The sequence below is a fragment of the Halorubrum sp. B53 genome (assembly GCF_059752395.1).
In genome coordinates this window covers 400,233-417,820 of record NZ_MWTH01000015.1, presented here as the reverse complement: position 1 = coordinate 417,820, position 17,588 = coordinate 400,233, and the positions used below count along the sequence as shown (strand labels likewise).

17 protein-coding genes and 1 tRNA gene are annotated in these 17,588 nt (G+C 70.9%); 8 read left to right on the top strand and 10 right to left on the bottom strand.

The genetic code is table 11. The features are described 5' to 3' along the window. Positions 1 to 44 precede the first annotated feature (44 nt). Together B4V06_RS14690 and B4V06_RS14685 are read right to left on the bottom strand one after the other, a co-directional pair. A complete protein-coding gene (locus B4V06_RS14690) occupies positions 45 to 506 on the bottom strand; it encodes a hypothetical protein (protein WP_123112731.1) in 462 nt (153 codons plus the stop codon). Further along, entirely contained in the window at positions 506 to 1,840 is a 1,335-nt protein-coding gene (locus B4V06_RS14685) for a hypothetical protein (protein ID WP_123112730.1), read from the bottom strand. Before B4V06_RS14685 ends, B4V06_RS14690 begins: the two co-directional genes overlap by 1 nt. Before the next feature lie 138 nt (positions 1,841 to 1,978). On the opposite strand from B4V06_RS14685, the gene B4V06_RS14680 reads away from it, so the two are divergent. The 4 genes from B4V06_RS14680 (at position 1,979) to B4V06_RS14665 (ending at position 3,331) form a co-directional block, all read left to right on the top strand. Continuing rightward, a complete protein-coding gene (locus B4V06_RS14680; protein ID WP_123112729.1) occupies positions 1,979 to 2,437 on the top strand; it encodes a DUF5796 family protein in 459 nt (152 codons plus the stop codon). A gap of 37 nt (positions 2,438 to 2,474) precedes the next feature. Continuing rightward, the gene (locus B4V06_RS14675) at positions 2,475 to 2,714 is read left to right on the top strand and encodes a DUF7508 domain-containing protein (protein ID WP_498170396.1); all 240 of its coding nucleotides are present in this window, start codon (positions 2,475 to 2,477) and stop codon (positions 2,712 to 2,714) included. Between the two features lie 102 nt (positions 2,715 to 2,816). After that, positions 2,817 to 3,167 (top strand): ferredoxin, encoded by a 351-nt coding sequence (locus tag B4V06_RS14670; protein ID WP_498170394.1) that lies wholly within the window; start codon positions 2,817 to 2,819, stop codon positions 3,165 to 3,167. 79 nt (positions 3,168 to 3,246) lie between these two features. After that, positions 3,247 to 3,331: transfer RNA gene (locus B4V06_RS14665), tRNA-Leu, on the top strand. 280 nt (positions 3,332 to 3,611) lie between these two features. Here the strand turns inward: B4V06_RS14665 and B4V06_RS14660 are convergent. Further along, positions 3,612 to 4,070 (bottom strand): MoaD/ThiS family protein, encoded by a 459-nt coding sequence (locus tag B4V06_RS14660; RefSeq protein WP_498170392.1) that lies wholly within the window; start codon positions 4,068 to 4,070, stop codon positions 3,612 to 3,614. 232 nt (positions 4,071 to 4,302) lie between these two features. On the opposite strand from B4V06_RS14660, the gene B4V06_RS14655 reads away from it, so the two are divergent. Next, positions 4,303 to 6,591 (top strand): nitric-oxide reductase large subunit, encoded by a 2,289-nt coding sequence (locus B4V06_RS14655; RefSeq protein ID WP_498170390.1) that lies wholly within the window; start codon positions 4,303 to 4,305, stop codon positions 6,589 to 6,591. 430 nt (positions 6,592 to 7,021) lie between these two features. Here B4V06_RS14655 and B4V06_RS14650 read toward each other — a convergent pair whose 3' ends face one another. From B4V06_RS14650 to B4V06_RS14630, 5 genes are all read right to left on the bottom strand, one after another. Continuing rightward, entirely contained in the window at positions 7,022 to 8,152 is a 1,131-nt protein-coding gene (locus B4V06_RS14650) for an ATP-NAD kinase family protein (RefSeq protein WP_498170389.1), read from the bottom strand. 278 nt (positions 8,153 to 8,430) lie between these two features. After that, positions 8,431 to 9,123, bottom strand: a complete 693-nt coding sequence (locus B4V06_RS14645; protein WP_498170388.1) for a competence/damage-inducible protein A — start codon at positions 9,121 to 9,123, stop codon at positions 8,431 to 8,433. 97 nt (positions 9,124 to 9,220) lie between these two features. Continuing rightward, positions 9,221 to 9,985 carry a DUF5803 family protein gene (locus B4V06_RS14640; protein ID WP_498170386.1) on the bottom strand — a complete coding sequence of 255 codons (765 nt, stop codon included), beginning with the start codon at positions 9,983 to 9,985 and terminating at the stop codon, positions 9,221 to 9,223. Between the two features lie 3 nt (positions 9,986 to 9,988). Further along, positions 9,989 to 10,684 carry a DUF2110 family protein gene (locus B4V06_RS14635; protein WP_123112721.1) on the bottom strand — a complete coding sequence of 232 codons (696 nt, stop codon included), beginning with the start codon at positions 10,682 to 10,684 and terminating at the stop codon, positions 9,989 to 9,991. Then, positions 10,684 to 11,208 carry a transcription factor gene (locus tag B4V06_RS14630; protein ID WP_498170384.1) on the bottom strand — a complete coding sequence of 175 codons (525 nt, stop codon included), beginning with the start codon at positions 11,206 to 11,208 and terminating at the stop codon, positions 10,684 to 10,686. Before B4V06_RS14630 ends, B4V06_RS14635 begins: the two co-directional genes overlap by 1 nt. 172 nt (positions 11,209 to 11,380) lie before the next feature. On the opposite strand from B4V06_RS14630, the gene B4V06_RS14625 reads away from it, so the two are divergent. Next, entirely contained in the window at positions 11,381 to 12,427 is a 1,047-nt protein-coding gene (locus B4V06_RS14625) for a hypothetical protein (RefSeq protein WP_498170382.1), read from the top strand. A gap of 51 nt (positions 12,428 to 12,478) precedes the next feature. Here the strand turns inward: B4V06_RS14625 and B4V06_RS14620 are convergent, their stop codons facing one another. Next, complete coding sequence (locus tag B4V06_RS14620; RefSeq protein WP_498170381.1) at positions 12,479 to 14,050, bottom strand: PAS domain-containing protein; 1,572 nt, start codon at positions 14,048 to 14,050, stop codon at positions 12,479 to 12,481. A gap of 72 nt (positions 14,051 to 14,122) precedes the next feature. Here B4V06_RS14620 and B4V06_RS14615 point away from each other — a divergent pair, with 72 nt between their 5' ends. Then, positions 14,123 to 15,607: an ATPase domain-containing protein gene (locus B4V06_RS14615; RefSeq protein ID WP_498170380.1), complete on the top strand. Its 1,485-nt coding sequence runs from the start codon at positions 14,123 to 14,125 to the stop codon at positions 15,605 to 15,607. Between the two features lie 43 nt (positions 15,608 to 15,650). On the opposite strand, the gene B4V06_RS14610 is transcribed toward B4V06_RS14615, so the two are convergent. Beyond that, positions 15,651 to 16,238, bottom strand: a complete 588-nt coding sequence (locus B4V06_RS14610; RefSeq protein WP_498170379.1) for a tRNA (cytidine(56)-2'-O)-methyltransferase — start codon at positions 16,236 to 16,238, stop codon at positions 15,651 to 15,653. 159 nt (positions 16,239 to 16,397) lie between these two features. Here B4V06_RS14610 and B4V06_RS14605 point away from each other — a divergent pair, with 159 nt between their 5' ends. Further along, a complete protein-coding gene (locus B4V06_RS14605) occupies positions 16,398 to 17,477 on the top strand; it encodes a phosphoribosylaminoimidazolesuccinocarboxamide synthase (protein ID WP_498170378.1) in 1,080 nt (359 codons plus the stop codon). Positions 17,478 to 17,588: the final 111 nt, after the last annotated feature.

Below are 17,588 nucleotides of genomic sequence, written 5' to 3'. Positions count from 1 at the left end.
CCTCGGCGCCGCGCGACCTAAAGGTGGGCTCCGGCTCACGTCGGTCACCCCGTCACCGACCCGAGCGCGCCGGTCGCCGCGCCGACGACGGCGGCGACGACCGCGGTCGTGAGGAGCGGTCCGAACGCGTCGGCGATCCCGTGCGCCTGCGTCGCGGCCTCGCCCTGCGAGGCGACGACGAGCACGACAACGACGATTCCGTAGACGAGCGCGCCGATCCCGCCGCCGATCCCGGAGGTGGCGGCCGCCTCCTGCACGTCGTACGCCCGCGACCCGAAGAGCACGCCGAGCACGCCCGCGAGGAGCGGCGCGCCGACCAGGGCAGTGGCCGTGACTGCGAGGTACGACTGCGCGACGAACACCGGGCCGAACCGCGCGGTCTCGCCGGTCGCGGCGGTCGCGAGCGCGGTCTCGGCCCAGCCCGTTCCCACTGCGGCGACGAGGCCGACGCCGACGCCGACCACCGCGAACACCGCCGCCGTGAGACCGACGCCGTTCGCGTTCATCAGGCCACCACCCATCCGTCGGCCAGTCGGCCCTGCCACCCGGTGCGTTCCTCCCACGCGTCCCCGGAGAACCCGGTCGCGAGAAGGAACTCGCCGGCCCGCACGACGTAGCCGTACTGGATCCCGGCGTGCTCGTCGAAGCCGTAGCGCTCGCCCTCGGCCTCGTCGTGGTAGAGCCGGTACCAGCGAGCGGGGCCGTCGTCGGTCGAGCCGTCGGCGTCGCCATCGCTCGACTCGTTCCCGGAGAAGTCCGACCCCGCGGCGGTCGCGTCGGGGTCGATCGGCGCGCGCCCCTCCGTCGACGCGTCGTCGAGGACCGACGCCAGCCGATCGCTCGCCGTCTCGCCGTCCGGGTAGCGCTGCACGTACAGCGGCGTCCCGTCGAGCTCGTGGGCCCATCCCTCGAACGTCTCGCTCGGGCGGTTGCCCGCTGGCGGGCGGGTCGCGAACGCGACGAACAGCTCCTCGGTCCGGTCCGCGGGACGGGGGACCGGCCCCAACCGGGCGCGGAGCTCCTCGCGGCGGTCCGGACCGAAGGCGCCCCCGTAGATCTGCGGGATTCGGGAGCGGTCGAACCGGTCGTCGTCGTACGGCTCGTGCGCGAACGCCGCGAACCCGCGGCTCGCGAGCGCGACCTCGACGAACGCCCCCCCTCGGACCCTCCGCCGGCGGTCGTCGCCCTCCGGCAGGGGGTACAGCAGCCGGTCGAGCAGGCGGTTGTGGATCGGGTCCCGGGAGAACGCCTCCGCGACGTAGGTCGCGGTGCCGATCCCGGCGAACCCGCGGCGCATGCGGTCGAGCTCCTCTAGGAACCGGTCCACGTCGTTCCGGGGGGCGACCGTCCGGAGCTCCTCGACGTGGCGCCGCGCCCGCCCGCGGATCAGTGCCTCCGGGTAGAAGTGCGGCTCCAGCGCGTCGCCGGCGCGCTCTGCGGCGTCGCGTCCGGCGGCGTCCAGCCGGTCGGCCATCGCGAGGGTCACCGCGCCGCTCTCGTCGGCCTCCGCCCTGACGGCGTCGATCTCGGCGACCACGTCGGCGATCGCGTCCCGGTAGGTCGCGACCGCGTCGGGGTACTCGGTCGCGAACCAGACGGCGTCGTCGACGACGTTCCGGGTCGCGGTCGCGAGCGGCTCGTTCAGGACCGGATCGGGGTCATCGAGCTCGTCTCCGTTCTCGTCGCCGTCGTCCCCGTCGCTCCCGTCGCCGCCCGCGTCCGGAGGGCCCTCGTCCGGGGCCGCGTCGGGATACTCGACGCCCTGCACGCCGAGACACCCCGCCGCCCCGGCGGCGAGCCCGACGCCGGCGCCCAACAGCCCCCGTCGCGTCCGTTGCATGGGATACCCTCCCGTCGGCGGGGACTTAAATGTGCCATGCCCGATTCTCGCGACTGAGGGCGGCGCCGCGCGTCGCCGCGGACCGTCCGGCCGCCGCCGAGCGCGCCCCTTTTGAGGCGGGCGGCCCGAGCGACGCGTATGTCAGCGCCTTCACGCAGCGACGTCCCGCCGACGTCGATCGGGATCGACCTCCGCGAGGAGGGAGTCGTCGTCGAGTACCTCGACGGCCGGACGACCCTCTACCGCGGCGCCCCGGACGCGGTCGAGGGGTCGGTGACCGCCGGTCCCGGCAAGGAGACCCACGTGCTCGTCACCGACCCGACGGAGACCGAGGGCGTGATGACGTACGTCAACGACTACAACACCGACGACGAGATCCTGGAGGACTCCGGCGTCGGTCGCGTCATGGTCGAGGAGGGAGAGCGGGAGGAGGTGTTCCCCGGCGTGATCGTCGGCCGGACCGATCAGCGCAACGAGGTGGTCGCGGACCCCGAGATCGCCGGCGGCCGCGTGTTCGTCTTCGTCGAGGACGGCTGGACCGAGGGGAGCTTCGAGATCGTCGAGGGCCCCGAGGACGGCCTCGACGCGCACCGATGAGTACGGCCCCGATTGCGACGTCTTCGGCTCTGACCCGATGAGCCTCGCGAAGCCCTGGCGCGACCTCGATCGCTCGACGGTCGGGAGCGCGCCGAGTCGGTACGGGCTGTACGAGCTGGGCGACGCCGACGGCGACACGGTCGGGTTCGGCACGGGGGTCCTCCGGGACGAGCTGAAGGAAGCGCTGGCGTACGGCGACGCGGAGCGGGTGCGGTGGGAGCTCGCGGACTCGGCCGAGCACGCGGAGCGACTGCTCGCGGAGCACGTCGAGGAGTGAGTCGGCGAGGCGTTCCGAGCCGCCGACCGGCCCGGGCCGGCGGGACGGCCCGCACTCGTCGGGACCGACAGACGAAAGTCCCGCGGTCGCCGAGGGTAAGACATGAGCGAGGAGGCGGACGCCGACGACGAGGTGTTGCGCGCGAGCGACATCGGCGGCGAGGGGCCGCCGGTCGAGGAGAAGCCGTACAAGATCGTCTTCGAGGCGAACAAGTGCTTCGGGGCCGGGAAGTGCGCCGAGGTCGGCGACAACTGGGAGATGGACATCCAGAGCGGGATGGCGAAGCCGCGGTCGTACTACATCGGCGAGGACGAACTGCCGGAGAACGTGCGGGCCGCCGAGGTCTGTCCCGCGAAGAAGGACCAGGGGGTCATTCACGTCGTCGACCGGCGCACCGATAAGGAGATCGCGCCCGACCCGCACGGGGACGGGACGCTCTCCGTCGACTGGTAGCCCGGGGGTGTTCGGTCGACGCCCGGCGGCGGCGCACATCCGAAAGGCGTTTCACCCCGCCGCCGGAACCGAAATCCGGGCGGGGGTGGCTGAGCCTGGCCAAAAGCGGCGGACTTAAGATCCGCTCCTGTAGAGGTTCGAGGGTTCGAATCCCTTCCCCCGCACTCCTGCGGCGCTCACACATCGTGAGCGCCGCGGCTCGGATCGAAGGGATTCGAAGCAGGGAACGGAGCGAGCGCAGCGAGCGGAGTGAGTGAGGTTCGAATCCCTTCCCCCGCACTCCTGCGGCGAGCAGTTCGCGAGCCGCAGGATTTCGATAAGGAAGGATTCGGACCAGAGAGGTCGCGCGCAGCGAGCGGAGTGAGTGAGGTTCGAATCCCTTCCTCCGCATGCTGTCGCGAGCACTCCGCGAGCGACAGGGGCCGGTTCGGTTTATAAGACCCACTAACAGCAGAACATGAACGGATAGACGAGGGCGACGCGGTCGCCCTCCTCCAGCTTCGTGTCGAAGCCGTTCTCGTTCTCGTTGAAGTGGCCGTTCACGAGGATCCGGGCGTACGCGATGGTCTGCTCGCCGACCGGGTTCTTCGTCCACGTGCCGGGAAGCTCCTCCGGCGTCGGCGCCCAACCGCTGTGCGTCGCGTCCGCCTCCTTCTCGGCGATGAGCATCTCTTGGAGCTCCGGGTACTCCTCGAACAGCTCGTCGAGGAACTCGCGGAGGGTGTCGCCCGCGAACGTATACTCGAACTCGTACTCGCCGAGCTCCGTGCGGACGTGTCCGGTACAGCGCACGGTGACGGTCGTCTCCGCCTCGGGATCGGTCGGCCTCGCCGCGTCGGCGTCGCTCTCGGAGTCCGACGCGTCCTCGACGGCGCCCTCCGCCGCCGGCTGACTCGGTGGCATGCCCGATCGTACGGTTCTCCGGGGCGTAAGCGACTTCACGAACATATTCGCGTGTCGCCTTCGAGACCGGCAGGCGCGGCGAGCGTCGCTGTCGCGGCGACCGCGGAGGGTGCCGCTCGGGCCCGCGGCGAGTGTCCCGAAGGCGACCGCGGAGGGTGTACCGAAACGTGGGAACGGCGCCCGAACATGTTGCCGCTAAACGGATAGGATGACCGGGGACAAGCCCCCACCGATGGAACTCACACGCAAGACGATCGCGAAGGTCATCGTCGCGGCGTTCCTGCTCAACCTAGTCGTGATGGGCGCCGGGGCGTGGTTCGCGTATCAGGAAGCGCCGCCCATTCCGGACGAGGTCGTCGGGCCCGACGGCGAGACGATCGCGACCGGCGACTCGATCCAGGACGGAAAGGCGGCGTTCCAGCAGTACGGACTGATGAACCACGGGTCGATCCTCGGCAACGGGGCGTACTACGGCGAGGACTACACCGCCGACACGCTCGATTTAAAGGCCGAGCACATGCGCGAGTACTACGCGCAACAGGAGCACGGGGCGAGCTACGACTCGCTCTCCGGGCCGGAGCAGGCCGCGGTCGCGGCGACTGTCCGCGAGGACCTCGATAGCCCCCACGACGGCGGGGCGATCGAGTACTCCGCCGCCGAGGCCTACGCCCACGAGCGGGTGACCGAGACGTACGTCGAGCGCTACCACGGGGGTGACCACGACCGGGGCGTGCCCGAGGGGATGATCGAGTCCTCCGGCGAGGCCGAGGACTTCGCCGACTTCGCGCTGTGGACCGCGTGGTTCTCGCACACCGATCGGCCCGGCTCCGACAACTCCTACACCAACGAGTGGCCCTACTCGCCGGCCGCCGGCAACGACGCCACCGGCGCCGCGATGATCTGGAGCGTGATCTCGATGGTGCTGCTCGTCGGCGCGGCCGGGGGCGCCATCCTCCTCTACAAGTCGGTGACGCTCCCGGAGCCGTCGGCAGAGGGGATCACCGTCCCGGAGCCGGGCGACGTGAGCGTCTTCCCGAGCCAGCGCGCGGCGCTCCGGTTCATCCCAGTCGCCGCCGGGCTGTTCCTCGCGCAGGTGTTGCTGGGCGGGTTACTGGCGCACTTCTACATCGAACGCGCCGGCTTCTTCGGGATCGAGGAGGTGTTCGGCGTCCACATCCTCCAGCTGCTCCCCTTCGCCATCGCGAAGACGTGGCACATCGACCTCGGAATCCTGTGGATCGCGTCGACGTGGCTCGGCGCCGGGCTGTTCCTTCCGCCGCTCCTGACCGGCCACGAGCCGCGGAACCAGGCGCGGTACGTCAACGTCCTGCTCGGCGCGCTCGTCGTCGTGGTCGTCGGCGGGATGGGCGGCATCTGGCTCGGCGCGAACGGCTACCTCCCCGGCGAGCTCTGGTGGCTCCTCGGCAACGAGGGGCTTGAGTACCTCGAGGTCGGGAAGGTGTGGCAGGGCGGCCTGCTCGCCGGGTTCATCCTCTGGGCGGTCCTCGCGGTCCGGGGGCTCAAGCCCCTGCTCGACCGCGAGCCGATCTACGGACTCGCGCACATGATCCTCTACGCGGGCGGCTCGATCACCCTGCTGTTCGTCGCCGGCTTCTTCTTTACCCCGTCGACGAACATCGCCGTCACGGAGTTCTGGCGGTGGTGGGTCGTCCACATGTGGGTCGAGGGCGCCTTCGAGTTCTTCATCGTCGCGATCATCGGGCTCACCCTCGTCTCGATGAACCTCCTCACGCGGCGCAGCGCCGAGAAGGCCGTCATGCTGCAGGCGCTCCTGGTGATGGGGACCGGCGTCATCGGCGTCTCCCACCACTACTGGTGGATCGGGATGCCGGACTACTGGGTGCCGATCGGGAGCGTCTTCTCGACGCTGGAGCTGCTCCCGCTGATCTTCATCCTCTACGAGGCGATCGGCCAGTACCGGGCGATGACGAGCTCCGGCGGGTTCCCTTACAAGCTCCCCTTCATGTTCATCGTCGCCAGCGGGGTGTGGAACTTCGTCGGCGCCGGCGTGCTCGGCTTCTTCATCAACCTCCCGCTCGTCAACTACTACGAGCACGGCACCTACCTCACCGTCGGCCACGCCCACGCCGCGATGTTCGGCGCGTTCGGGTTCCTCGCGCTGGGGATGGTCGCGTACATGCTCCAGCTGTCGATCGACCCCGAGCGCTGGGACGGCTCGTGGCTCCGCGCGTCGTTCTGGCTCTGGAACGTCGGGCTCGCGCTGATGGTGTTCGTCTCCGTGCTCCCGGTCGGATTCCTCCAACTCGACGCCGCGTTCACCGGGAGCTACGCGGCGGCCCGGAGCCTCGCGTTCTACGAGGGGTCGCTCGTCCAGACGCTGTTCTGGGCGCGGCTCCCCGGTGACACGCTGCTCATCCTGGGGACCGTCGTCTACGCCGCCGACGTGGTCCGGAAGCGGTTCGTCCTCCGGCGCTCCGAGGACGACCCGACCGTCGACGACATGGCCGTCGCGGAGGGGATCGTGAGCGACGACGACTGACTTATAAAACGGTCCTCCGTTCGCTATCGGTTATTTATAAATCGCTGCCGCTGATGACGCGGCCAACCGCTTCAAAACTCCCGGCCGCGCGGCTGTACATCGTTGCTGCTACTGACGCGGCGACCACCTCCAAAGCCCCAGCCGCGAGGCGGGCGCACGCTCGCTGCGCTCCTCGTCGCTCGTTTCACTCGCGCCTGCGGTGCTTGCTTCGCCTCCGCCCGCCTCGCGGCTGCCCCTTTGAGTCCCACCCAACCGCACCGCACAGCACCTCACGCCTCCCCAGCCTCGTCGCTCGCTGCGCTCGCTCCTCCCTCGCGCGTGCTCCTCGCGCTCGCTTATAAGCGAGCGCTCGGAGGCGCGCGCCGACGCGGCTCTGTATGCCCGACAGGTCATCAGAACCCCGGTCAACGGTCGGCGTCGCGCTCTCCCCTCACGCGATCTTCATCATCCGCGTCTCGAACTTCCCGACCCGGACCCGGACCCACCCCGCGAGTTCGTCGTCGAGCTCGGGGTCGTCGGTGTCGACGCGCAGCGCGCGCACGTCGTCGAGCTTCGCCCGCGAGGCGACGATCTGGAGGTCGCACTGCCGGATCACGGCCGGCGACAGCTGCGGGTTCCCGCGGCCGAAGACGAACCCCTGCCCGCCGATCGGCGAGACGACGATGACGTTCTCCTCGCCGAGCGCGTCGAGGATCTCCCGCTCCGTCCCGTCCCGCAGCACCACCTCGCCGTCCCGCCACACGTCGACGCCGATCGGTGAGGGCTCGAACCCCAGTTCGGCCTTGATCGCGCCGACGGTCGACCCCGGGCCGAGCACGAACGTGACGCCCTTCCCCTCGCGCTCCCGGATGTCGTCGGCGACGCCCTCCGCGAGCGACTCCACAGTTCCGCTCGCGGTCTGTTTCGACGACTGGAGATCGTCGGCGACGGGGACGCGCGCGACCGCCCGGAGTTCCGGGTGGACCTCGCCCTCCCGGTAGGCGTCCTCGTCGATGTCCATCACCTCGCGGCGCTCGGTGCGCGCGAACGCCGCCGCGACCTCCGCCGCGTCCTCCGGCGAGACGGCGAACACCGAGGAGTACACCTTCACCCCGGCGGGGACGCCGAGCATCGGGACCTCGCTGCCGGCCGCCTCCAGCGCCGCCGCCACGTCCGTCGCGGTGCCGTCGCCGCCGACGAACAGGACCAGATCGACCGGGTCGAGGGCGTCGGCGCCGCCGCCCTCGCTGAACGCCCGGACCACGCGCGCGGTGTGCTCGGCGGTCGTCTCGGTGGGCCCCGGCGGGTCGCCGTCCCCGCCCCCGTCGCCGAACGGGTCGACGACCCGGACCGGGTCGAAACCGGCGTCCCTGACCAGCCGATCGCCCATCGGGTCGGCGGCGGTCGAGACGGTCGCCTCCGGCGCGACCGCCGCGAGCCGCTCCAGCGCCCGCCGCGCGCGGTCCGGGGCCCGCGGCTCAGCGCCGCGGGCGACCGCCTCGGCGACCTTCCCGTCGGTGCCCTTGAGGCCGACGCGGCCGCCCATCCCGGCCACCGGGTTCATCACGAATCCGACGTGCATGGTCCGACCTACGGCGGCGGAAACTTAAGCGGGCGCGTCTCGGTCGGCGCGGCGGTCCCGAAGTTCAATACTTAAGACGCCCCCGGAGAAACCGCCGGGTATGCTCCTGGAAGCCGCCGTGACCGAGCCGCTCCCGATCGACGCGACCGCGACCGCCGTGCTCATCGCGAGCCTCGTCGTCACCGCCGTGTGGCTCGCGTACCTCTACCGGTAGGCCGCGCCGCTCCCTGTCTCCGTTCTCTTCGACGCCGCTCCCGCCCAGTCGCCGGTCGATCCGCTCACCGCGACTCGACGAGTGTCGACCGCTCTCGCACCCACTCGGCGGCGCGCTCCGCCTCCGCCGCGCTCGTCGCCGTGATCTTCACGCGGACGCTCTCGCCGGGGTAGGAGCCGACGCTGACGTCGAACTCCTCCTGCAGGGCGGTGAACCGCTCTAACAGGGCGCTCTCCGGCTCGTCGACGTCGACCGTGACGGTGTGGGTCGGCGTCCCCTCGAACTCGTCGGCGATCGACTCGAACATCGCCTTCATCTCCGTCGGGACGCCCGGGAGGACGTACACCGACTCGACGACGGCGCCCGGCGCGACCCCGGCCTCGTTGGCGAGCGGTCGGCAGTCGGCCGGCAGGTGCGTCGTCTCCGCGGCGAGGTCGTCGGCGCTGTACCCCCGATCCGCGAGCCACGCCGCGGCCTCCTCGTTCCGCTCGAGCCCCCGACCGAAGGCGGCCGCGACCCCCTCCATCGTCACGTCGTCGTGCGTCGGGCCGAGCCCGCCGGTGACGATCACCGTGTCGTACTCGGCGTGGTACTCGTTGACGACCCGCGCGATCTCGCCGACCTCGTCGGGGAGGACGGTCACGCGGCGGACGACGACGCCCCGTTCGTCGAGCCGGTCGCAGAGCCACGTCGCGTTCGTGTTCTCGGTGTCGCCGACGAGGAGCTCGTCCCCGACGGTGACGACGGCGGCGTTCATACCTCTGATAAGGCGGCGCGCACTCAAAAGCACCCGAGTTCGGGCCGCGGCTACCGGCCGGACGCCCGGCCGCCGGATCCGGAAAATCCCCCTCCGACTACTCCTCGTCGTCGTACACGCCGAGCCCCAGCTCCCGGCGCTTCTCCCGGAGCTCCTCCAGCTGTCGCCGGAAGTAGGCGACACCGACCACCGCCGCGACGAGCGCGACGGCGAGGATCACGCCGAAGACGAGCAGGTCGGTCTCGCGGTACGACTGGACCACGACCGACCCGCCCTCGACCGACTCCCAGGTGATCCGGTCGCGCCCGTCGACCGTCTCGACCTCGTGGTCGCGCGGCGCGACGTGCCCCACGACCGGGAAGTCGGTGCTGAACCCGGGCGGGAGCGTCACCGCGTAGGACCCGTCGACGTACGCCAGCGTGGTGAACCGCCGGGGCGAGCCGGCGGCGGAGAAGGCGACCTGTCCCTCGCCGGTCCCCTCGGGGAAGCGGACCCACGTCTCGTCGGGCGTGCGGTCGACCTCGCCGCCGCGGGCGCGGAACTCGGTGCCGTTGAGCACCTCGCCGTCGGCGGTCCGGTACCGGAACGCCTCGAACTCCAGCGGCTGGTCGCCGGCGTACGGCGTCTGCCTGTACAGCCGCAGCTCCTCGACGTCTGAGACGTCGTACACCGCCGTGTACTGGGTGCCGGTCGAGAGGTTAAAATCGGCGTCGCGGTCCGTGTCGAAGTCGTACTCGTTCGGCGGCTCCGCGTCGAGGGTCTCGTTCGCGACCTCGCCGCCGTCGTTGACGTAGGTGAGACAGCCGGCGCTGACGGCCAGCAGCGCGACGACGGCGACCGCGAGGGCGAAACGTCGGTTCACAGATCAGACGACGCAGCGCATCTCCGCCGGGAGGTACGAGCCGATCGCGGCGAGCAGCCCCGGCGGGTCGGTGTTCTCAGTGCAGACGATGCTCTGTTCCAAGAGCCCGAGCCGCTCCACGGTCACGATGTCCTGCGCGTGGCCCGCGCGGTTCACCGTCGCGCGCACCTCGCCGCGGGTCGCCGAGTTGACGTTGACTCGGCCGTCCCCGCGTTGCCAGTCGTAGAGGCGGTCGCGCTCGGCGTCCGCGAGGCGGCTCGGCTCGGCGTCCGGGTCGCCGACGTCGCCGCCGTAGACGAACCGCAGCGAGAGGTGTTGGACCAGTCCGAAGCGCTCGACCACCTGCGCCGGCGACCCCCGCCCGAGTCCGATCTCGTCGGCCGGGATCCGGACCTCGACGCCGGCGTCGAGGACGAACCCGTCGTCGTCCCACGATTCGAGGGTCCCGACGTACTCCTCGCCCGCCGCCAGCCCGCCGTCGTGGGCGACGATCTCCCCCCACGTCTCGGCGAGGACGTTCCGGGCGACCTCGGCGTCCTCGCCCGTCACGTCCACCTGCACGAAGTCGTCGTCGCGGACGCCGACCTGCCACTCCACGCTCAGTTCGCCGACGTCGTTGGCGACGAGCGACCCCATGCCGTCCAGCGCGCGGTCGCGGGCGTCGCCCTCGACGTAGCACTTGGTTGCGAGGACGACCATTAGCCCGTCACGTCCACGTTGAGTTCGTCGCGGAGCTCCTCGACGCGCTCTCCCATCGCCTCGCGGAGACGGTCGTTGTCCATCGCCTCGACCGGGGAGCCGCACTCGGGGCACTCGAAGCCGAAGTCCATCGCCTCGCCGAACTCGAAGCGGATGGAACACACCTCACAGAGGTAGAACTCGTGGGTGCGCTCGTACTCCTCGCGCTCCTCTAACGCCTCGAGCAGGCGGTACATCTCCTCTTCGAGGTTCTCCGGGATGTTGTCGTAGTGGAACGTCCAGAGGTACGTGAGCCACCCCGAATCCTCGTCGCGCACTCGGCGGTACGTGGCGAGGTCGTTCTCGTACAGGATGAACAGCGCGCGTCGGACGTCGTTGAGCTCCAGTCCGAGCTCCTCCGCCAGCTCCTCGTCGGTGACCTCGCCGTCGGGCGGCGCGGCCGCGACCGGCATCCCCGTCGGCCCCACCAGCTCGTGGAGGTACTTTTGGATGACGGGGTCGTTCAGTAGATCCTCAAAAGCCATTACATGAAATTGGTGGTGGAACCGGGTTAAAAGCTCCGAAAGGGCCACCGTCGTCCGGCACCGGTCCGGCCGGAGATCCGCCCGCCGGCGGCTCGGACGACCGCCGCTGCGAGCCCGACCCCGGCGGCGGCTCCGGCAAAACTTTACGCCGGCCCTCGCACCGTCCGTGCGTATGAGCGAGTCCGGCGGTCAGCCTCCCCGCGAGTCCGGCGGTCAGCCTCCCCGCGAGTCCGGCGCCCAGAACGGCCGGATTCGCTTCCGGCGGGCGGTCGGCGCACTCGCGCTCGCGACGGTCCCGGTGCTGCTCGCCGCGGCGCCGCTGATCCCCGCTGCCGTTCTCCTCGGCCCAGCCGGGCTCGGCGTCGTCGACTCGGCCGCGCTCGGCGGTGTCCCACCGGCCGCCGCCGCCGCGCTCGCCGCGGTCGCCCTCGGTCTCGGGGGGTCCGCGCTGGTCGGGCCGGTCCTCGTCGACCGGCGGATCGCGCGGCTCCCCGAGGCCGAGCTCGACGACCGCCCGGCCGACTTCGTCGCCGACCGGGTCGCGACCCTCGCGGAGGAGGTCGGCGTCGACGCCCCCGCGGTGACGGTCGTCCGCGCCGACGCGGCCAACGTCGCCGTCGCCGACGGCCACCGGGGCGCGCGGCTCGTCGTCTCGACGCGGCTGCTCTCCCTGCCGGCGGCCGACCGCGACGCCGCGCTCCGCCACGCCCTCGTCCGGCTCCGGACCCGAGAGGCGGCGGTCACCACGGCCCTGCTGCCGGCGCTAGCGATCGTCGAGACGGTCGCCCTACTGGCGACGCTGCTCGTCGGGCGCCGCGCCGATCGGACGGCGGCCGACCGCCGCGTCAACCGGATCCACGGGTACGAGCCCGAGGGGAACCGGGTCCCGCCGCGGGCGTACACGGTCGCCGGCGTCCTCCTGTGGCTGCTCCTGGTGCCGGCGTGGGTCCCCGCGGCCGTCGGCGAGCGGCTCTACGTCGGCGGCGGTCGCCGGGACGCCGACGCCGCGGTGGCGCGGCTGGGACGCGACGAGCGCGACGGCCTCGGGAACGCGGTCGCGTTCGCCGGCGAGGCCGCGGGCGCCGCCGACTGGCCGCCCCTGCTCGACCGGCTGTCGCTCGCCTCGATGGCGGACGCCGAGACGGGCCGCGTTCGCGGGACGAGCCGGCAGGAGGCGCGGCTCCGCCTCGCGCTGCTGCGCTCGAAGCGGTCGCTCTGAGGCCGGTCGCGCCGCGACCCACGTCGACTCGCTCGCGGCCCGGATTCCCGTCTACGGGTGCGCGGGCACGACCAGTCGGACCGTGGTCCCCTCGCTCGACGTGTCGATCGAGAACTCCCCGCCGGCCTTGCTCACGACCCAGTAGATCAGCCAGATCCCCAGCCGGTCCGCGTGCTTCAGCGACGTCTCGCCACGGTCGAGCACGCGCGTCTCGTGGTCCGGGATGCCGGGACCGTCGTCCGCGATCTCGACCGCGAGCCACTCCGGCGACTCCCGCTCGACGCTGACCTCGACCGACGGGCTCGGCCCGTCGTTGTGCTTCACCGCGTTCTCCATCCCCTCCTCGATCGCCGTCACCAGGCCGACGACCGTCGTTTCGAGCGAGTCGTCGGGCGGCAGCGAGAGGGAGACCGTCGCCTCGGGGTACCGGTCCTCCACCTGCGACCGCAGCTCGATCAGCCGGTCGCGGAGCTCGATGGGGGTCCCCGCCGGTGAGGGAACGGACAGCGTGCGGTCGAGCTTCTGGACCGCGGAGGCGATCCCCATCAGGTTGTCCGCCGTGCGGTCGATCACCGCGAGCGCGTCGTGCGCGTCCTCGTCGTCGGTGTCCTGCCGCAGCAGCTCCGTGTACCCCGTGATGAGGTTCATCTTGTTCCGGAGGTTGTGGCTGAGCACGCGGTTCATCACCTCCAGCCGCCGCTCCCGGATCTTCCGTTCCGTGATATCCGACTGGAACCCGACGTAGTGGGTGACTTCGCCCTCCTCGTCGCGGACCGGAGCGATCGTGAGCCGGTTCCAGAACTTCCGGCCGTTGCGGCGGTAGTTCAGGATGTCGACCGCGACCGGCCGCTCCTCGTCGATCGCCTCCCGGAGCGTCGCGATCGCTTCCGGGTCGGTGTCGTCCCCCTGCAGGAACCGGCAGTCGACGCCGAACATCTCGGAGCCGTAGCCGGTGAGGGCTTCGAACTCCTCGTTCGTGTACACGAGCGGGTTGTCCCCCGTCCCCTCCTCGTCGACCTCCGCGATCGAGATCCCGACGGGCGCCTCGTCCATCGCCTGCTCCTTCAGTCGGAGGTCGTCGACGGTCTCCGCGAGCTTCCGCTCGCGGGCCGCGAGCCGGAGGGAGGTGCGCCGCCGCTCGACGAGGTTGGCGATCCGGGTGCGGAGGGCCCGCTTCCGCACCGGCATGTTGATCACGTCGTCGACGTAGTCCCACGTGGTCTCCGTCGTCGACCTGCCCGCGTCCTCGCTCACGAGCAGGACGAACGGGAGGAAGACCGGGTCCGACAGCTCCCGCCGCCGCCGGATCGACCCCGCGACCCGGTTGAACTCGCGGGCGTCGAAGACGCAGCAGTCGAACCTCGATTCGAGCGTCTCCACGTCTGTCGTCGTCTCGACGCGGAACCGGTCGCCTAGGGCGTCGGCCACCAGCTCGCGGTCGCGTCCCGGGCGCATGAACAGCAGCACCCGGGCGTCCTCGTCGGGTTCAGGCGGCCCTCCGGCGGAGGTCTCCTCCTCGGTCCGGTCTCCGACTCCGGCGCCGACGGTCGCTTCGGACGACGCGTCGTCGACGTCGCCTCCGGAGGGCGAATCGTCGGCGAGCCCCTCGGGGCCCGTATTCATCTCTCGTGGAACGTGTACGGGCGACCACTAAGAGTTACCCATTTTTAGTATCCCGCGCACGGAGAGGGTCTCATGTCCGAATCACTGCCCGACCGCGTTTCGACCGGCATCGCGGGCCTCGACGAGATACTGTCAGGGGGGCTCGTCCCGGAACGGAGCTACATGGTCCGCGGGCGAGCGGGCAGCGGGAAGACGATCCTGAGCCTCCACTTCCTCCAGCGAGGGGTCGAGGAGGGGGAGACGTCGCTGTTCATCAACCTCGAGGAGGACGCTCGCGACCTCAAGGCGAACGCGGCCGCGCTCGGCTTCGACACGGAGGGGATCGAGTTCCTCGACCTGAGCCCCAGCGCCGACGTGTTCACCGAGGACCAGTCGTACGAGGTGTTCGCGCCCGAGGAGGTCGAGAGCGAGCCGCTCACCGACCGGATCGTGGAGGGCGTCACCGAGGTCGACCCCGACCGCGTCGTCGTCGACCCGCTGACGCAGCTCCGGTTCCTGCTGTCCGACGACTACCAGTTCCGCAAGCAGGTCGTCGGATTCATGCGGTTCTTAAAAGACCAGAGCGCGACCGTGGTCTTCACCGTCCAGAACACCGACTCGCTGCCGACCGACGACCTGGAGTTCGTCACGGACGGGTCGATCCACCTCGGCGCGGAGGAGTACGGCAAGACGATCGACGTGCCGAAGTTCCGCGGGTCGTCGACGCTGAGCGGCGACCACGCCTACCGGGTGACCGACGACGGCGTCGAGGTGTACCCGGCGCTCCAGCCCGGGAGACACACCGGGGAGTTCGCGTTCGAGCAGATCTCCTCGGGGATCGACGGGGTCGACGACCTGCTCCACGGCGGGATCGAACGCGGCACGGTCAGCATCGTCAGCGGGCCGACCGGGGTCGGCAAGACGACGCTGAGCACGCAGTTCATGAAGGAGGCCGCGGAGCGCGGCGAGCGCTCCGTCATCTACCTGTTCGAGGAGAGCCGCGGCACGTTCCTCACGCGCTCCCGCGCCGTCGGCATCCCGGTCGACGAGATGCTGGAGCGGGGGACGCTCCAGGTGAACGAGGTGGAGGCGTTGGAGCGCTCGCCGCAGGAGTTCGCCCGGATGGTCCGCGAGGAGGTCGAGGAGCGCGGCGCGGAGATCGTGATGGTCGACGGGATCGCGGGGTACCGGCTCACGCTCCGCGGCGAGGAGGGGATGATGCTCGAGCAGATGCACGCGCTGGGCCGCTACCTCAAGAACATGGGCGTGACCGCGGTGTTCATCGACGAGACGTGGAACATCACCGGCGAGTTCCAGGCGACCGTCGAGAACATCAGCTACCTCGCCGACAACATCGTCTTCCTCCGACACCTGGAGGTGCAAGGCGAGATGCGGAAGGCGATCGGCGTCTTGAAAAAGCGGACGAGCGACTACGAGCGGACGATCCGGGAGTTCCGTATCACCGCCGACGGCGTTCGGGTCGGTGAGCCGATGACGGGGCTCCGCGGTATCCTGAGCGGGACGCCGGAGATCGTCGACGACGCGGCGGAGTTGGAGGGCCTCGACGAGGAGGAGTGAGCGCCGGCGAGCGGAGAGGCCGTCGGCGACGAAACCGCCCGCCTTAGTTCGACTCGTCTTCGTCCGCATCGACGTCGACGACCGTCTTCCCGGTCGGCTCCGGCATCACCTCGCGGTCGGCGTCGGTCCACTCTCGCTCTAACTCCTCCCCCTCGAACAGCCGGTCGAGGAACACCGCGAGCCCGGCGACCTCGGAGTGCGGCTGGTTCGTCACGCCCACGTTGAAGTCGGCGCGCTCGTACAGCGCCCACGGGACCTTCTCGCCGCCGACGACGACGAGGAGGTCGCGGGGGGCAGCCGGATGCTCGCTCGTATCGGGGAGCCCGACCGCCTCGCGGATCTCCCCCTCGACGTCCTGTACGCGCTCGCCGTACATGGTGAGGTGGACCACGACGCCCTCGAACTCCCGGACGATCGCCTTCTGGTCCTCGCGGAGTTCGACCGCGAAGGGGCCGCCGAACCGATCGGTGATGTCCCGCACCGTCTCCGCGGACTGGCCGGCGTTGTCGGGGAGGATCACGCGGTCCGCCCCGAGCGCCCGGGCCGTGAGCCCGACGTGCGTCGTCATGCGGTCGTCGCGTCCGGGCCGGTGGCCGTACCGGAGGACGACGACCTCGCGCGCCTCGTGCATGGACGGCGATGCGCCCGCGACGGGTGTGGTCCTTTCGATGCGGCCGCGTCGCCAGTTCGTCCCGGGTTATTCCACGTTCATGGATCATTGGGGGAACCGAACCCGAGAGGTGACCACGTAAGTGAAAGGTTCATGGGGGAGGCGGTCGCGGGGTGAGGTATGACGAGCGTCAAGGAGTTCCGCGTCGACGAGCCCGCGACCGCCGACGCGCTCGGCCGCGGTCGCTTCGTCTTCACGGACGCGTACTCGGTGTTCGACTGGGGGCAGATGCCCGACGCGATCCCGCGGAAGGGCGCGAGCCTCTGCGCGATGGGCGCGTTCAACTTCGAGCTGCTGGAAGACGAGGGCGTCCCGACCCACTACCGCGGGGTCGTCGATCCGGGCGAGGGGACAGAGGGGGAGGACGGCGACGGAGAGCCGGAGCCGGTCCCCCTCGCCGATGCGAGCGCCCCGCCGACGGAGATGGCGATCGACCTGACGCAGGTCCCCGACCTCCCGTACGAGGGGCCCGAGGCCGGCTACGACTACGACGCCTTCCACGCCGCGGGCGGGACCAACTACCTCGTGCCGCTGGAGGTCGTCTTCCGGAACCGCGTCCCCGTCGGCTCCAGCCTCCGGCGGCGCGCCGAGCCCGCCGACTTCGGCCTCGACGCGGACCCCGACGTCGCCGCCGACGAGTGGCCCGACGACCCCGTCGACCTCCCGGAGCCGGTCGTGGAGTTCTCCACGAAGTACGAGGAGCAGGACCGGTACCTGACCCGCGCCGAGGCCGACCGGATCGCGGGCGCCGCCGATGTCGACGCCCTGGAGTCGCTCGCGCTCGACGTGAACCGCGTCGTCACCGAGCGCGCCGAGGCCGCCGGCTTCGCCCACGAGGACGGGAAGATCGAGTGCCTGTACGCCGACGGCGAGCTCCGCGTCGCCGACGTGGTCGGCACGTTCGACGAGAACCGGTTCTCCTACGGCGGCCGCGGGATCTCGAAGGAGGTCGTCCGGCAGTGGTACAAGGCGAACGACCCGGCGTGGGTCGAGGCCGTCACGGAGGCGAAGGCGGCGGTCGCGGAGCGCGAGATCGACGACTGGCGCGAGCTCTGCGAGCGCGACCCGGAACCGCTCCCCTCGGCCGTCGTCGACGCGGTCTCCGAGCTGTACGCGGCCGGGACGAACGCGTACACCGGTCGCGAGTGGTTCGACGTTCCGGACGTCGAGGCGGCGCTCGACGCGGCCGACGAGTTATAAACGACCGCGGTCGGTGATACCGGAGGGAACGCGACCGCCACCGCCGGAGAACGCGACTGTCGCCGCAATGGGAACGCGCCCGTCGCCGCCGGAGAACGTCCCGCCGAACCC

Excerpts from the sequence above, each read along its gene's own strand:
- B4V06_RS14690 (WP_123112731.1), bottom strand. The coding sequence starts at position 506 with ATGAACGCGAACGGCGTCGGTCTCACGGCGGCGGTGTTCGCGGTGGTC.
- B4V06_RS14685 (WP_123112730.1), bottom strand. The coding sequence starts at position 1,840 with ATGCAACGGACGCGACGGGGGCTGTTGGGCGCCGGCGTCGGGCTCGCC.
- B4V06_RS14680 (WP_123112729.1), top strand. The coding sequence starts at position 1,979 with ATGTCAGCGCCTTCACGCAGCGACGTCCCGCCGACGTCGATCGGGATC.
- B4V06_RS14675 (WP_498170396.1), top strand. The coding sequence starts at position 2,475 with ATGAGCCTCGCGAAGCCCTGGCGCGACCTCGATCGCTCGACGGTCGGG.
- B4V06_RS14670 (WP_498170394.1), top strand. The coding sequence starts at position 2,817 with ATGAGCGAGGAGGCGGACGCCGACGACGAGGTGTTGCGCGCGAGCGAC.
- B4V06_RS14660 (WP_498170392.1), bottom strand. The coding sequence starts at position 4,070 with ATGCCACCGAGTCAGCCGGCGGCGGAGGGCGCCGTCGAGGACGCGTCG.
- B4V06_RS14655 (WP_498170390.1), top strand. The coding sequence starts at position 4,303 with ATGGAACTCACACGCAAGACGATCGCGAAGGTCATCGTCGCGGCGTTC.
- B4V06_RS14650 (WP_498170389.1), bottom strand. The coding sequence starts at position 8,152 with ATGCACGTCGGATTCGTGATGAACCCGGTGGCCGGGATGGGCGGCCGC.
- B4V06_RS14645 (WP_498170388.1), bottom strand. The coding sequence starts at position 9,123 with ATGAACGCCGCCGTCGTCACCGTCGGGGACGAGCTCCTCGTCGGCGAC.
- B4V06_RS14635 (WP_123112721.1), bottom strand. The coding sequence starts at position 10,684 with ATGGTCGTCCTCGCAACCAAGTGCTACGTCGAGGGCGACGCCCGCGAC.
- B4V06_RS14630 (WP_498170384.1), bottom strand. The coding sequence starts at position 11,208 with ATGGCTTTTGAGGATCTACTGAACGACCCCGTCATCCAAAAGTACCTC.
- B4V06_RS14625 (WP_498170382.1), top strand. The coding sequence starts at position 11,381 with ATGAGCGAGTCCGGCGGTCAGCCTCCCCGCGAGTCCGGCGGTCAGCCT.
- B4V06_RS14620 (WP_498170381.1), bottom strand. The coding sequence starts at position 14,050 with ATGAATACGGGCCCCGAGGGGCTCGCCGACGATTCGCCCTCCGGAGGC.
- B4V06_RS14615 (WP_498170380.1), top strand. The coding sequence starts at position 14,123 with ATGTCCGAATCACTGCCCGACCGCGTTTCGACCGGCATCGCGGGCCTC.
- B4V06_RS14610 (WP_498170379.1), bottom strand. The coding sequence starts at position 16,238 with ATGCACGAGGCGCGCGAGGTCGTCGTCCTCCGGTACGGCCACCGGCCC.
- B4V06_RS14605 (WP_498170378.1), top strand. The coding sequence starts at position 16,398 with ATGACGAGCGTCAAGGAGTTCCGCGTCGACGAGCCCGCGACCGCCGAC.